General features: G+C 64.2%; 11 protein-coding genes. 4 read left to right on the forward strand and 7 right to left on the reverse strand.

All coding sequences use genetic code 11. The features are described from left to right. Positions 1-5: 5 nt before the first annotated feature. Together folD and AC56QQ_RS28520 are read right to left on the reverse strand one after the other, a co-directional pair. Complete coding sequence (gene folD / locus AC56QQ_RS28515) at positions 6-905, reverse strand: bifunctional methylenetetrahydrofolate dehydrogenase/methenyltetrahydrofolate cyclohydrolase FolD (RefSeq protein WP_497124185.1); 900 nt, start codon at positions 903-905, stop codon at positions 6-8. A 162-nt stretch (positions 906-1067) separates the two neighbouring features. Next, the gene (locus AC56QQ_RS28520) at positions 1068-3671 is read right to left on the reverse strand and encodes a GNVR domain-containing protein (RefSeq protein WP_497124186.1); all 2604 of its coding nucleotides are present in this window, start codon (positions 3669-3671) and stop codon (positions 1068-1070) included. Between the two features lie 200 nt (positions 3672-3871). On the opposite strand from AC56QQ_RS28520, the gene AC56QQ_RS28525 reads away from it, so the two are divergent. Next, the gene (locus AC56QQ_RS28525) at positions 3872-5167 is read left to right on the forward strand and encodes a lipopolysaccharide biosynthesis protein (RefSeq protein ID WP_489859775.1); all 1296 of its coding nucleotides are present in this window, start codon (positions 3872-3874) and stop codon (positions 5165-5167) included. A 39-nt stretch (positions 5168-5206) separates the two neighbouring features. Here AC56QQ_RS28525 and AC56QQ_RS28530 read toward each other — a convergent pair whose 3' ends face one another. Genes AC56QQ_RS28530 through AC56QQ_RS28540 form a run of 3 tightly spaced genes read right to left on the reverse strand, consistent with a single transcriptional unit; the run spans position 5207 to position 8084 of the window. Then, positions 5207-6130, reverse strand: coding sequence for a DUF6492 family protein (locus AC56QQ_RS28530; protein ID WP_497124187.1), 924 nt, complete (start codon positions 6128-6130; stop codon positions 5207-5209). Then, complete coding sequence (locus AC56QQ_RS28535; RefSeq protein WP_497124188.1) at positions 6127-6915, reverse strand: WecB/TagA/CpsF family glycosyltransferase; 789 nt, start codon at positions 6913-6915, stop codon at positions 6127-6129. Before AC56QQ_RS28535 ends, AC56QQ_RS28530 begins: the two co-directional genes overlap by 4 nt. Beyond that, entirely contained in the window at positions 6912-8084 is a 1173-nt protein-coding gene (locus AC56QQ_RS28540; protein ID WP_497124189.1) for a glycosyltransferase family 4 protein, read from the reverse strand. Before AC56QQ_RS28540 ends, AC56QQ_RS28535 begins: the two co-directional genes overlap by 4 nt. Positions 8085-8256: 172 nt before the next feature. On the opposite strand from AC56QQ_RS28540, the gene AC56QQ_RS28545 reads away from it, so the two are divergent. From AC56QQ_RS28545 to proC, 3 genes are read left to right on the forward strand one after another with little or no spacing between them, the layout of a single operon-like run. Next, positions 8257-9255 (forward strand): glycosyltransferase family 2 protein, encoded by a 999-nt coding sequence (locus AC56QQ_RS28545; RefSeq protein WP_497124190.1) that lies wholly within the window; start codon positions 8257-8259, stop codon positions 9253-9255. Continuing rightward, the gene (locus tag AC56QQ_RS28550; protein ID WP_497124191.1) at positions 9224-10567 is read left to right on the forward strand and encodes an O-antigen ligase family protein; all 1344 of its coding nucleotides are present in this window, start codon (positions 9224-9226) and stop codon (positions 10565-10567) included. The genes AC56QQ_RS28545 and AC56QQ_RS28550 overlap by 32 nt, the downstream gene beginning before the upstream one ends. A gap of 58 nt (positions 10568-10625) precedes the next feature. Beyond that, positions 10626-11441, forward strand: coding sequence for a pyrroline-5-carboxylate reductase (gene proC, locus AC56QQ_RS28555; RefSeq protein ID WP_497124192.1), 816 nt, complete (start codon positions 10626-10628; stop codon positions 11439-11441). 4 nt (positions 11442-11445) lie between these two features. Here the strand turns inward: proC and AC56QQ_RS28560 are convergent, their stop codons facing one another. Next, a complete protein-coding gene (locus AC56QQ_RS28560) occupies positions 11446-12762 on the reverse strand; it encodes an NAD(P)H-dependent oxidoreductase (protein ID WP_497124193.1) in 1317 nt (438 codons plus the stop codon). 174 nt (positions 12763-12936) lie between these two features. Continuing rightward, entirely contained in the window at positions 12937-14328 is a 1392-nt protein-coding gene (locus AC56QQ_RS28565) for a multicopper oxidase family protein (RefSeq protein ID WP_497124194.1), read from the reverse strand. Positions 14329-14419: the final 91 nt, after the last annotated feature.

Here is a 14419-nt window from a genome sequence, read left to right on the forward strand (position 1 = left end):
GAAGGTCAGAAGGAGGGCCGTTTCAATCCGGCCGCAAGGTAGGCCGAGGCTAACGTATTGGCCATCAGCATGGCAATGGTCATCGGCCCGACGCCACCGGGCACTGGCGTGATGGCGCCGGCCGCCTTGGCCGCTTCGGCATAGGCGACATCGCCGACGAGGCGGGACTTGCCCTCGCCCTTCTCCGGTGCCGGAATGCGGTTGATGCCGACATCGATGACGGTGGCGCCCGGCTTGACCCAATCCCCCCTGATCATCTCCGGCCTGCCGACGGCGGCGACAAGAATGTCGGCGGTGCGGGCAAGTGCTGGCAGATCCTTGGTGCGGCTGTGGGCAATGGTGACAGTGCAGTTGGCGGCGAGCAGAAGATTGGCCATCGGCTTGCCGACGATGTTGGAACGGCCGACGACGACCGCATTGAGACCGGACAGGTCCTTGCCGCGCACGCGCTCGATCAAGAGCATGGAGCCGGCCGGCGTGCAGGGAACGAAGGCGGTGTCGAGTTCACCGGTGCCGAGCTTGCCGACATTGATGAAGTGGAAGCCATCGACATCCTTCTCCGGCGCTATGGTCTGGATGATCTTGCCGGCATCGATATGGGCAGGCAGCGGAAGCTGCACCAGTATGCCATTGATGTCCGGATCGGCGTTGAGGTCGCCGATGATCTTGAGCAACGCTTCCTGGGACGTCTCGGCCGGCAGCGTGTGCTGGACAGAGTGAAAGCCGCATTCCTTGGCGGTGCGCGACTTGGAAGCGACATAGACCTGGCTCGCCGGATCCTCGCCGACGATGACCACGGCAAGACCGGGCTTGGCCTTGCCTTTGGCAATGAGTTCGGCCGTCAGGCTCTTGACCGTCCGCACCACGTCTTCGGCGACGCTTTTTCCGTCAATCACTTCAGCCATGAACCACCTTCAACACCGTAATGCCCAAGCGCGCGCCGCTTCCAGAAGCGACGCGCTCCGGATCTCTCCCAGCGCGGCATCTTCACGAAAATTCGGCCGGGCAATCTCGTCAAAGCGCCGTCCCATGCCGTTAACTCGAAACCGGCGACTTTTATTCGATGTTCAGAAATAGCGCCGGCGAGCACGGCTTTCCGTGAGCTCGCGGACCGCCTCGCGGAATTCGCGCAGGCTGGCGCGGATTTCATCGATCGGAGCTTGCTGCTCGACTTCCTCTGGGGAGCGCGGTGCCTCCGCCGATGACGCATGAGGCTGGGCGGCATGCTGTGGTGAGGCTGGCTGCTGGGGATAGGCCGCGGCAGCAGGCTGAGGCGGATAAGGCATCTGCCCGGCATAGGGCGCCATGGCCCGCGCATAGGGGTAGCCAGCCGGCGGCTGCGGCTGCCAGGGCTGCTGCGCCTGCGGATAGCCCATCGGCTGCGCATAGGGATAGGGCTGCGGGGCCGAATGCGGCCGATGCTGCGGATAGGGGAGATGGACGCCGTGCTGGAAAGGCGACCGCGGATGGCCTGCCGAACCCGGCTGCCGAGGAGCAAAGTCAGGCGCCAGCTGGGGATAGGCGGGGTAGCTCGGATCTTCCGCGGGTTTGCCGTTTTCAGCGAGGGGCAAGACCCACTCGCCGGTATCGACAAGCTCCTCCGAGGACGGTTTGCGGGACAAGGCCTTGCGCACCTTCGACAGCAGCGCACCAATCCGGCCGGGACCTTCGGCCGGCGCGGTCTCAGCCTGATCAACAGGCGGTGGCGCCGCGGGCGGTGGTGGTGCAGGCGGTTGCGGTGCTGATGGTGGTGCTGGCGGCTGCGGCGCCGGCGGGGGTGCTGCCTGATACGCCTTGTCTTCGTAAGGTGTGCGGCGGTCGCCCACCCTGGAGGCGCGACGCGAACGCGACGTTGCGGTCTCGCGCAGGCTCTCATAGGCGCCACGCATGGCGCCAAGGCCGACACCGGAGGCAAAGCCCAGCAGCAGGCCGGCCAACGCGACCAGGGCCCGCGACGGCCCGTTTGGTTCGAGTGGGGGTTGGGCGGGGGAGATCACATTGATGTTGGCGGTGTTGATGTCCTTCTGTTCGCCAGTCTCCTTGGCGCGCAGAAGATATTGTTCATAGACGGAACGCTTGGCGGTGGCATCGCGCTCCAGTTCGCGCAACGTGACCAGGTCGCTGTTGACGTCGCCGCTTTGGACCTTCGCCTGCGCCAGCCGAGAAGCGAGGTCCTGTTCGAGCTGGACCGCGCGCTTCAGGTCGACCTGCAGCGAAGAGGCGATGCGGCGCAGTTCGGCGGCGATGCGCTCGCGCGCGCCGGCAAGCTGGGCGTCGAGAGCCTGGAGTTCGGGATGACGAGGCCCGAGTCGGATCGCGGCGCGGTCAGCCTCCTGCTTCAGCGCCGCATATTGCGAGCGCAGGTCGCTCATGGTGTTGGAGTTGATCTCCTCCGGCAAGGTGCCGGTGAGAACCGAATTGACGTCTATCGAACGCGCCGACGCTGCCCGGGCATTGAGTTCCAGCGTGCGGGCGCGAGCGACGGAGAGCTGCTCGCTGAGCTTCAGCATCTGGTCGTCACTGATCAAGTGGCCCTGCGCGTCGACAAGGTCATGCGTGGCCCTGAAATCCTCGACCTTGCGCTCGGCCGCCTCGACACCCTTGCGCAGCTCGTCGAGCTTGGATGTCAGTTCGCCCGTCGCGCGGCCGGCCATGTCGGACTGGTATTGACCGGTCTCCTGCTGGAAGACGCTCGTCGTCGTATTGGCAATGAGAGCCGACTTCTCGCCATTCTGCGTGGTGGCGCTGACGGAGATGACAAAGGTCTTGCCGGTGCGCTCGACCGAGAGGCTCTCGGCCAGATTGCCAACCGCCAGGGCCTGGCGGCGAACTTGGTCGGCGCCGCCCGGCCCATCATGGCGCGACAGTATCGAGCGGATGAGTGACATGACGCCGAGGCCGCCGGAACCCTGACCGTTGAACTCGGGATCGTTGACGAGATTGAGCTTGTCGACGACCTTGTTGAGAACATTGCCGGACGTAAGCATCTTGATCCGGGTTTCGACGACAGCCAAGGCGGCGTCGGGCTGCCCCACCGATTGGGTGAGATCGCGATCGGAAAGCTTCAGGTCGCCCGGCTCGATGATCAGTTCGGTGGTGGCTTCGTATTTCTTTGGTGTCGACAGCGCGATGGCGACGCCGAGCCCGGCGCCCAATATCGTCGTCGTGATGATCAGCAGCTTCGACCTGGCAACGCCGCGGACCACCTGCATCGGATCGATCAGCGGCTTCCACTGCTGGCTGTCCGCGCCATAGCCGACGGATGCATCCGCCTCGTCCGCATAGCGAGACCCGGGCGCGTCATGAGAGCGACCGATGCCGGAAGGCTCTTCGGGGGCGGTCCTTGCGCGCGACGCGGCTGTCGGCAAATCGCCAGTACCGGCTTCCTCCTGCGAGCGCCAGGCGTGACCTTGTGCGGTCGCTGACGGCTGCTCGCCAGGCTGGAACCGCTCTGCTCCAGCCGCAGCAGACAGTGTCGGGTTTGCGCGCGCCTCGCGCCGTGAACGGGCAAGACGATGGCGCGTGGCGGCATCCTCGCGCCAGGACGAGTTTGTCCGGTCCCCTATCGAGACCAGGGACGCCTCGGAATCATCCTCGCCGCGCACAGCCTGCCCCAGTGCGAGCAGCGATCGCTCGCGCTTCCAGTCCTCGCGGTTTTCCCTGTCGACCATTGTCCTGGAGCTTACCCTTGGCGGCCTGCAAACGGCGGTTGGCCATTCGTTAAGCCACGCTAAACAGGCATGGAAAACAAAAGGTTAATTTTTCCCGGCCGAACGTGCACTTTCCCTCTTCGGTTGCATGATTTTCTCAATACCTACAAAGGTTCCAAAACGGCACGTTAAGCTTTCCCGCCTATGCTTTTCAGCGACACATGACGCAGGCCAGTGACATACCGCAAAGGCGGCCCCTCGCCCGGATCGGCAGCTTTTTGGCCGAACGACGGGGGCTGCTTCGCGACTATTTCTCGGCGATCAGCGGCGCCGGCGGGCGGCTGGTTTTTTCACTCGCCTATTTCATCGCTCTCGCCAACACGCTGTCGATTTCCGAATTCGGCATGTTCGCCACCGCCTCGGCGGCCGGCGTCATGCTGTCGCGCGTCCTCGCCTTCGGTTTCATCTCGGCACTCTATCGCACCGCCACCATCCGCCCCAATCTGATCGGCACCTTCACCGCCGGTTTCCTGCTGCTCGGCGCACTGTCGCTGCCGCTGCTGGCCGCCGCCTCGTTCGGCGTCTACCTGATCTTCTTCGCCGACACCGTGCCGCTGTCGGTGTTTTCGGCAATCGTCTTTGCCGAGGCGCTGTTGTGGCGACCGGTGGAGGTGGCGCTGATCGTCAACAACGGCCTCGGCAAATTCGGCCGTGCCGCCCTGCTGGCGATCCTGGCGACGGCGTTGCGGGCGCTTGGCGCGGTGCTGTTCATGTTCTGGGCGCAACACAGCGTCTGGGTATGGTCGTGGTTCTATATCGGCGCCAATGCCGCCTCGCTGCTGATTGCTTTCGGTTTCTTCTACCCGCGCCAGCGGCTGCGGCTGCGCGTCGAGCTCTATTTGCGGCGGCTGGCCGATTCGATCTACGTCGCCGGCGCCGAGGTGCTGTTCTACCTGCAGATGGAGTTCGACAAACTTCTGGTTCTGGCAATCGGCGGACCGCATCTGGCCGGCATCTACGCCATCATCATGCGGCTGGTCGACCTGACGGCGATTCCGATCCGCACCTTCTCCATGATGCTGGTGCAGCGCATGATGCGCGCGCCCGAACTGCTGTCACGGCTGGCGGTGAAGAGCGGCATCGAGGGCGGCGTGTTCGCGGTCTCGACACTGGCGCTGGCGACGCTTGGCATCGTGCTGCATTTCTTCCCCAACGCGCTCGGCAAGAATGTCGCCGAGGCCGCCCCGCTGGTGGCACTGGCGATCTGCGTTCCGGGCTTGCGCAATCTGGTCGAATACCAGGCCGAACTCCTGTTCGCGCGCGGCCAGACGCTGGTGCGGGCGCTCAATCTCGGACTGCTCGCCGGGCTCAAGGCGGTGTTGCTGACCTATGTGCTGACGACCATCCTCGACACGCCGAACCTGGTGCTGTCGCTCAACGTCGTCTTCCTGCTTTTGTATCTCGCCTCGACGCTGCTCACCTATTCGGCGATGCGCAAGCCGGCCAAACCGGTCTAGGACCTGTCATTCGAGCATGATCTTTTCCGGGATCAGGCTTTAGTCGAGCCCGATCAGGCGGCGGATGCGGCCGATATCGGTGCCGATGAAGGATTGCATGCCGATCGCTACCTGGTCCGGCGCCATGGCGGCAATGAAGCGGCGGAATTCGTCATCCGACAGCGCTTCGCCGGTCCAGTGGACGCGGCAGAACTCTTCCGAACCGTGGAAGTGGCCAGCCCCCGACAGCAAATCGTCGACGTAGCGGCCGTAGATCATGCATTCGGAGAATTTGCGCGCCGAACCGACAACCTCGACCCAGCCGCGCGCATGGACCTTCTCGATCTCGCCGCACATGGCCAGCACGGTGTCGCGCCGCCATGCGATCAGTGTCGAAATGTAGTCATGGGTCGATATCCGCGACGGGTCGATGCCGAGTGCCGCCCCCGCGTTGCGCGACCAGATGCGATGCTCCTCGTGACCTTCGTCTGCCAGCACGCCGTCGCGGCGGAACAGTCGCACCTTGCCGTCGCGCCAGAAGGCGCCGCAATCGAAAGACTTGAGGAAGGCGACGTCGGAATCGCAGAAGATCAGCACGTCTTCCCTGGTGTGTGCGGCGATGGCGATGCGGCGCAACTGCTGCACGTGCCAGCCGCGCAATGGCTGGGTCTTCAGGCTGAGCCATATGCGCCGCCGGAACAGGCTGAGCGGATCGTCGAAGGCGCGCAGCCAGTGCGGCAGCAGTTCGCGCTCATCGACGACTGTGCGGCGGTTGGTCTCCAACTGACGGAACAGCGCGACGTCGCGATGTTCGACCAGGATATAGTGGTGCGCGGCCCCTGAAACATGCCGGTCAAGGGTTTCGCACAACAGGCGGCAACGCTCGAAATCCGGCGCATAGCTTGCCGTCACCACCGCCGCCGTCGGCGTCTCGCGAAGCGGGCCGGGGACGATAGCGGCGCTTGGCACGAACCGGCTGTTCACCTGGCATCTCCGGCAGGCGCACGCGAGAGTTTCTGCCTGGCAACGCGCCACAGGAACAAGGGATTGCCGACCATATAGCGGCGCCACAGGCGACCCGGTTCGACAGCCAACCGAAACAGCCATTCGAGGCGCAGCCGGCGCATCCACAAGGGTGCCCGTGGCACGGCGCCGCTCAGGAAATCGAGCAAGGCTCCGACCGCGATCGGCAGCGTGCAATGGCGTGCATCGATGTGGCGCGCGATCCACAATTCCTGGCGCGGTACACCCATGGCGACGAGCAGCACATCCGGTCGCAATTCTTCGATCCGGTCGACTATTCCCGCCTCCTCGGCAGCCGAAAAATAGCCGTCATGGATGACCACGAAATTGTGCTGCACGGCAAGCGCCGCCAGTTTCCTGGACGCCGCCTCGGCGTTGACGCGCGTTGCACCGAGCAGCCCGACTGTCAGCGGCGTTGTCGAGGCCTGCAGGAAGGCCGGCACGAAATCGGTGCCGTTGAGGTTGTCCGGAAACGGCGCGCCATAGAGCAGCTTGGCGGCGAGATCGACGCCGATGCCATCCGGCAGGATGAGGAAGTCGTCGAGCGCCCGGGCAAAGACCGGGTCGGTGTAGGCAAGGTTGGCGTTGTGGGCGTTGAGGAAACTGACCTTGGTGAAGCGCCGCTCGGCAATCAGGCGGTTCAGCAAGGCGATCGCATCGTCCCAACGAATGGCGAGCACCGGGATGCCGAGAATCGTCTTCAGCGTGTCGAGTCCGGTCGCGGCGCGGGCGGCATGCATGTTCATGCAAACGCCTCCTGCCTGACAGGCACAAGCTTTTCGAGACCGAGCCGGATGGCGGCGTCGAGCGCCTTGACCTGCCGGCGGTGGAACGCGCTGCCGTCAACGTCGCGGATGTCGGCCGCCGCGGCCTCCAGTGCTTTGGCAAAGTCGACCGGATCATCGGTGACGACGCAATTGGCCGGGCGGTGGTCGATGCCGCGCAGCGAGCGGCTGGTGGCGACGGAAGGCAGGCCAAGCTCGAAGGTCTCGATCGTCTTCAACTGGACGCCGCTGCCGGCGGTGCTGATCAGCGGGACGACGGCGGCGCCGCGCACGAAGGCCTGTGCATCTGGTACGCGGCCGACTAATTCGACACCCGGATGCGTGGAGGTGACGCCCGATGGCATCCGGCCGGCGATCCGGATGCGGAAGCCGGGCCGCAGATGCGGCACCACCTTGCCCAGGAACCAGTCGAGGCCGATGCGGTTCGGCTGCCAAGTCCAGGTGCCGATCAAGGCTGCGTCGCAGTCGACATGGCGCACGCCTTCGTGCGCTGGCGCTTTGGCGCCGGTTACCAATGGCAGCACAGCCGAACGGTCGTCAGAGGCGACCCCGAGTGCAATGCGGTCTTCCTCGGCCAGCGTGAAGACGAAGCGCGCGCGGCGGCAGAGCCGCTCTTCCATGCTCTCGAGCAATCTCGCTTCGCGGCGAAACAGCAGACGCTGGAAAAGACTAGCGGCGGCAGCGGCGTTCTCCCGCGCCGAAAGATGCTCGACATTGTGGGCGACGAAGATCGAAGGCCGGTCACCGAACAGCTTTTCGAAGGCACCGGCGAACTGCACGGAATTCAGCACGTAGCCGTCGAAGGGACCGGCGCGTTCGACAGCGGCGAGAACATCGCTGTCGGACACCGCGCGCAATTTGACCGATGCGAAAGTGAGGCCCGAAAGCATCGCCTTGCCGACCCAGGCGAGCCTTTGCCATGCAGAGGCATTTTCCGTACGCACGTCGATGGCACCCAGAACCACGGTGTTTTCGGGATCGGCCGCTGCTTTCCCCGGCCAGGTGAAGCCGATGACGGTGACGCGCGCGCCGGCACGCCGCAAGGCGGCTATGATCGCGGCATTGGCGATCTCGTAGCCCGAGGCGAGAGCGCCGTCGGGCACGATCGATGTGGCGAACAGCAGATGCATCTCACCTATCCTGTGGTGTAGCCGGTAGCAAAACGCGGTGAACCCTTGATTAAGCGAGCACAATCAACGGCCGAAAGCCCCTGCCTGGCGGGCTTCTCCGCGCAAGGTGATTAACGAAACGTTATCACCGGTGGTGTTACCAGAACCCAACTCACCATGTGGCTGGACACGGATGATCCCTTTGCCATCGGACGGTTCGGTATCGATCGCGGGACGGTCTCCCCGGCTTGACGTGGAGGCCATCGAGGCGGTCGTTACCCTGCCGACCTTCAAGCGCCCAGAGCAGCTCCTGGAAACGCTGGCGTCGCTGCGGGCGCAGAAGACCGGCAGGCGCTTTGCTGTCATCGTCATGGAAAACGAAGCCGAGGCGCGTGCGGGCGCCAGGGCGGCGCTGCCGTTGTTCGAGCGCGGCGAGATGTCAGGTCTGGTGATCATCGCGCATGAGCGCGGCAATTGCAGCGCCTACAATGCCGGCTGGCAGACGGCGATCCTGCAATTCCCCAACTTCAGGCATTTGCTGGTCATCGACGATGACGAGATCGCCGATCCGCAGTGGCTGGAACGGATGTGCGGCGCAGCCGAAACGCTCGGAGCCGATATCGTCGGAGGCCCGCAGGTGCCTGTGTTTGCCGATCCCGCCCATGCGAGATGGGCTGACCATCCGGTCTTCGCGCCTCCCTACCGTGAGACAGGACGGGTGCCGGCGCTCTATTCGTCAGGCAATCTTCTGGTCGGCCGCAACGTGCTCACCGCCATGGGGCCGCCTTTTCTCGACCTCAAATTCAACTTCATGGGTGGCGGCGATTCCGACTTTCTCAGCCGGTCTGCGCAGAAGGGCTTTGTGCTCGGCTGGTGCGCCGAAGCCAAGGTGCAGGAAACCGTTCCGGCCCGGCGTGTCGAAGCCGACTGGATCCGTGCCCGCAGCCTGCGCAACGGCGTGATCTCGACGCTGGTCGAAAAGAAGAAGCGCGCCGGCACGCCGCTGGCCAGCGCCAAGGTGCTGTTGAAGAGTCTGGCGTTGCTTGCCGCCTCGCCGTTTCGCGGCATGGTCCGGCTGGCGCGAACGGGATCGCCGGCGATCGCCATCTACCCTGTCCATGTGGCGCTGGGCCGCGTGATGGCCGAATTCGGGTATGCCAATGAGCAGTACCGCCAGCCTGAGAAAAACTGAGCGCGCACCGCTCAGCGCCGCATTCACGCGCGAAGGCGTGGCGACCGCGATCGCCGCGCTTCTGTTCACCGTCATCATGGTGTCCTTCCGCCCGTTCCAGCCGGCCGGCGCCGAACTGACCGGTCAAGGCGGCGACATCGTCAATCAGCTCGGTTTCAGCTCACTCGGTGCTGTTTCGATCTTCTCGCTGATGGCCTTCGCCGATCCGCGCATCGTGCGTTCGCTGCTCAGCCCGTCCTGGATGCTGATGCTGGGCTTTTTCTTCCTGTCGGTGGTGATGGCAACCGATCCGCCGTCGGCCATGCGCGCCGCTTCGTTCACCCTGATCGGCATTCTGACGATGGCGACGGTCCTGGTGTTGCCGCGCGACGCCGAAGCCTTCTCAAAAGTCATTATCTTCACTGCCGTCGTGGTCATGGGACTGTCCTATCTCGGCCTCATCGTCTTTCCGCACGAGGCGATGCACACGGCCGACTCACAGGAACCAGAGCATGCGGGCCTGTGGCGTGGCGTGTTCACCCACAAGAACATCGCCGGGCCGATCATGGCCTGTTTCAGCTTCGCCGGGCTCTATCTCTACCGGCGTGGGCAGCGGTTCTGGGGCGCGGGGATCTTCTGCGCGGCGATGATCTTCATGCTGCACACCGGCTCCAAGACGACGGCCGGCCTGGTGCCGTTCTCGATCCTGATCGTCATGTTTCCGAGCCTGATGGGCATGCGGCTCGGCACCCCGATCCTGTTCGCGCTGGCGATCATGGCCACGGCGGTCGGCACGCTGGGGATCGTCTTCCTGCCGCCGGTGAAACAACTGGCGGCGATCTATTTCCCCGACCTCACCTATACCGGCCGCACGACGCTGTGGGAGTTCGCCGGCTCCATGCTGGCGAAGAAGCCATGGACCGGTTACGGCTATGAAAGCTTCTGGGGCACGCCGCTGCTGCTCAACCAGGACCAGCCCTTCGACCGGCCCTGGGACATCCGAACCATCGTGCACGGCCATGATGGCTATCTCGACATCGCCGTACTGATGGGCATTCCGGCACTTTGCGTCGCGGTCTATACCTTCCTCATCGCGCCGCTGCGCGACTACATGCGCATTCCGTTGCGCAAGGAAAACATCTATCTCGGCGACTTCTTCATGATGGTGGTGCTGTTCACCGCACTCAACGCTTTCCTCGAAAGCTTCTTCTTTCATCGCGGCGACCCGGTCTGGCTGTTCTTCGTGCTCGGCGTGCTTGGCCTCAGGCAAGTGTCGCTGCGGCCGATCGCGGTGCGCAACCCCGATCGCGGAGAGCAATTTTCTCCGTCCTAACGGGGCTTCCCCACGGATGCGCGAGCGTCTATGTGAAGGCCTTCCTTCGGAGGGTTCCATGACGATCAGGCTTGTTCTCGCCGGCTGCGGCAATATGGGTTACGCCATGCTTGCCGGCTGGCTGAAATCCGGGAAGCTTCATCCCTCGGCGGTTTTCGTGGTCGAGCCCAATGCCGACCTGCGCAATCGCGCGGCAACGCTCGGCTGCGGCGCCGCCGCGGATGCCAGCGATATTGCAGCCGATGCCGTGCCTGATCTCGTCGTCATCGCGGTGAAGCCGCAGGTGATCCGCGATGTCACCGCCGGCTACAAGCGTTTCGGCGATGGCCGCACCACCTTCGTCAGCATCGCCGCCGGCACGCCCGTCGCCACCTTCGAAGCGATCCTGGGCAACCGCGCGCCGATCGTGCGCTGCATGCCCAACACGCCCGCGGCGATCGGCAAGGGCATGATGGTGGTGTTTTCCAACAAGCTGGTCTTAGATGAGACCAAGCGCTTCGTCGCCGATCTGCTTTCGGCGAGCGGGCAAGTGGCCACCATCGAAGACGAGGGCCTGATGGATGCGGTCACCGCCGTGTCGGGATCGGGGCCGGCCTACATCTTCCATTTCATCGAAGCATTGACCGTCGCCGCCGAGAAGGCCGGGCTGCCGACAGCGACCGCCAAGCTGCTCGCCATGCAGACCGTCTACGGCGCGGCTTCGCTCGCCGCCGAAAGTGGTGAGGAACCAGGTGTCCTGCGCCAGCAGGTGACCAGCCCCAACGGCACGACGGCAGCGGCCCTTGGCGTGCTGATGGGCGAGGACCGGCTGACAAATCTGCTGACCGAAGCGGTCGAAGCGGCGCGGCTGCGGTCGATCGAACTGGGGAAATAGAACCTCAGTTCGCTCCGTACAGCATCGCGTCCTGCAGCCGGCGCAGAGCGAACAGCCTCGTCGTCTGGTCGGGGGCGGCATTGTCGGCGGTCAGCAATTCGCCTTTCCTGACCGGTTTCAGCACCGTGCCGCCCTCGAGCAGGCCAACCGGCACGGCACGCTGGGCGCGAGCCTCTCCGACGGTCATCGTCCAGGAGCGATAGCAGGTCTCGCCGATCGCATCGAAGGTCTCGCCGGCGGCGAGATCGCGCTTGGGGACCGCGCACACCTCGGCCACCGGCCTCGGCAGCGGCACCATGTCGGGCTTGCCGAAAAGCACGATGCGGGCGGCGGTCAGCGGCACTTCCAGCGAGGTCAAATGATAGGGCCTGAACAGGCTGTAGTAGGGTCCGTGGCCGATATGCAGATCGTCCATGCGCTCGATGACGCGCGGATGCGTCGCCTCGACGATGACGAAGACACCGGGCGCGACGCCCTTGCCGACCGTGTAATCGACGACGCCCTTCTTCGTCAGCAGACCGCCATCCTCGCGCGGAATCAGCACCTTAGCGAGATCGTCGCGGTCGGCCTTCGGCCCGTGCATGCCGGGCACATCAGGCACCAGACCGGTGGCATTGGCGATGGCGCACATCTCGACCATGGTCTTGGAGCCGTCGACGAATTCGACCAGCATGCGCGGGTTCATGTTGCGGCGTAGCGCTTCCTCGCGATAGTCGTCCGGTACGGCATCGTGGTTGAGAGGGTTGTTCTTGCCCTTGCCGGCCGAGACGATGGTCAGTCCCAGCGCGGAGGCGAACTCGATCAGTTCCATGCAGCTTGACGGTTCGTCGCCCGCGCCGACCGAATAGACGACGCCAAGCCGGTCGGCCTGCTGCTTGAGATAGCAGCCGATGGTGACATCGGCCTCGACATTCATCATCACCAGGTGCTTGCCGTGCTCCATCGCCATCAGGTCGAAATCGGCGGCAACGCCCGGCTTGCCGGTGGCGTCGATGACGACATCGATCAGCGGATTGGTCACCAGCATCTCGTTGGAGGTGATGGCGATCTTGCCGCTCTCGATGGCGCCGGTGACTTTCGATGCGGTGTCGGCTTCAACCGCCATGGCTTCGTCACCATAGGCAATGCGGATGGCCGCGCGCGCGGTGTGCGGGCGCCGTGTCGAGACCGCGCAAACCGAGATGCCAGGCATCAGCATACCTTGCGTGACCAGGTCGGTGCCCATCTCGCCCGAACCGATGACGCCAATGCGCACCGGACGGCCCTCGGCGGCACGCCTGGCGAGATCGCGGGCAAGCCCGGTCAGGGCGACATTGGTCATGCGGGAGCGTCCATGGTTCTTGATTTGGAGGCGGCAATAGCAGGGAATCGCCCCCTTTTGCCAACGAAACCGGCAGTCGGGGGCAATTTCTCGCCCGTCAAAGCAGGCGCAAACGCCAATGACCATGGTGGGCACACGAACCCATGCCAATCGTGCGATTGGTCGAGCGAGGCGTTACACCACTCTGAAGTAGCTGGTCATTCCCGATTTCTGATGCTCGATGATGTGGCAGTGCAGCAGCCAGTCGCCAGGACTGTCGGCGACGAAGCCCAGGCTCACCTTCTCGTTGGGCTGGATAAGATAGGTATCGGAGATCAATGGCTGAACTGGGCGCGTCGAGGACGACAGCACCTTGAAGCTCATGCCGTGCAAGTGCATCGGATGGGATTGCGGCGTCAGGTTCTCCATGTCGATGACATAGCTGCCTCCGAGCTTCAACTCGGCCAGCGGCGCGGTCGGATCTGATGTATCGCCTGACCACGGCACCTTGTTGATCGCCCAGAAGCTGTAGCCAAGTGAACCACAAATGCCGTCGCTCGGGATGTTTTCCGCCGTGGCGCTGAGCGCCAGGGGAATATGCTTGGCAGCGGTGAGATCCACATCCTTCACCGGATTGACTTCCAGGGGCGCAACGTCACGAATGTCCCGCTTGAGTGAGCTTCCAGTTGCGCGCAGGGTCGCGAGCACCTTGGGCTTGGTGCCCCTGACATCTCGCAGGCTGACGATGGCCCCTTCGTCGTCGGGCATGCGTATGGCGAGTTCCATGCGCTGGCCGGGTCCAAGCAGCAAGGCATCGGGTGAAAAACGCCGCGGCACCGGATTGCCGTCCAGCGCCATAACCGTCGCCTCAGCGCCGTCGACGCGAAAGGCATAGATCCGCGTGACGTCGGTGATGGCGACCCGCAGCCGCACCAGGCCGCCGGCCGGCGCGTCATATCGCGGCTGATCGAGCCAGTTGGCCGTGCGCACCGTGCCGTATGTGCCGGTTCTCGCGGCATCGCGCGGCCGGAACTGCTCGATGAACTGCCCGTCATCGCCAAGACGCCAGTCGCGCAGATTGAGGACCACCTCGGAATCGAATTTCGGATCGCCCGGATTCTCGACCACGATCACGCTTGCCAGGCCGTGACCGATCTGGGTCAGCGTGTTGCAATGCGGGTGGTACCAGAAGGTGCCAGCGTCGGGCGGCGTGAACGCATAGTCGAAATGATCGCCGGTGTAGACGTAAGGCTGGACCAGGAACGGAACGCCGTCCATCTTGTTTGGAACGCGAATGCCGTGCCAGTGGATCGTCGTCGGATCGTCGATCGCGTTGACAAGGCGCGCGGCGAAGGGTTCGCCTTTTCTCATCCTAAGCACTGGAGGCATTCCGGCGTCGCCATAAGTCAGCACGTCCCTGGTCTGGCCGACATCCATCAGCTTCGCCTGGATCTTCGCCGTCCGCAGCACCACCGGCTCAGGGCCGGCGGCGGCCCAGCCGCCGAACTTCATGGCCGAAAGCCCGATCCCACTCGCTCCGGCAACCGCTGCAGTTTTCAAAAGTCCGCGGCGTGTGAGTACGGTCATTTAGCGCTCCAACTGCAAGGCGGCTGCCCGGGAATTTATCGCCTTGGATCACGGGCGAGCAGCCAGCGCAGATGCGGATATTGGCACATCG

This window comes from Mesorhizobium sp. RCAM 05099, from assembly GCF_059683685.1.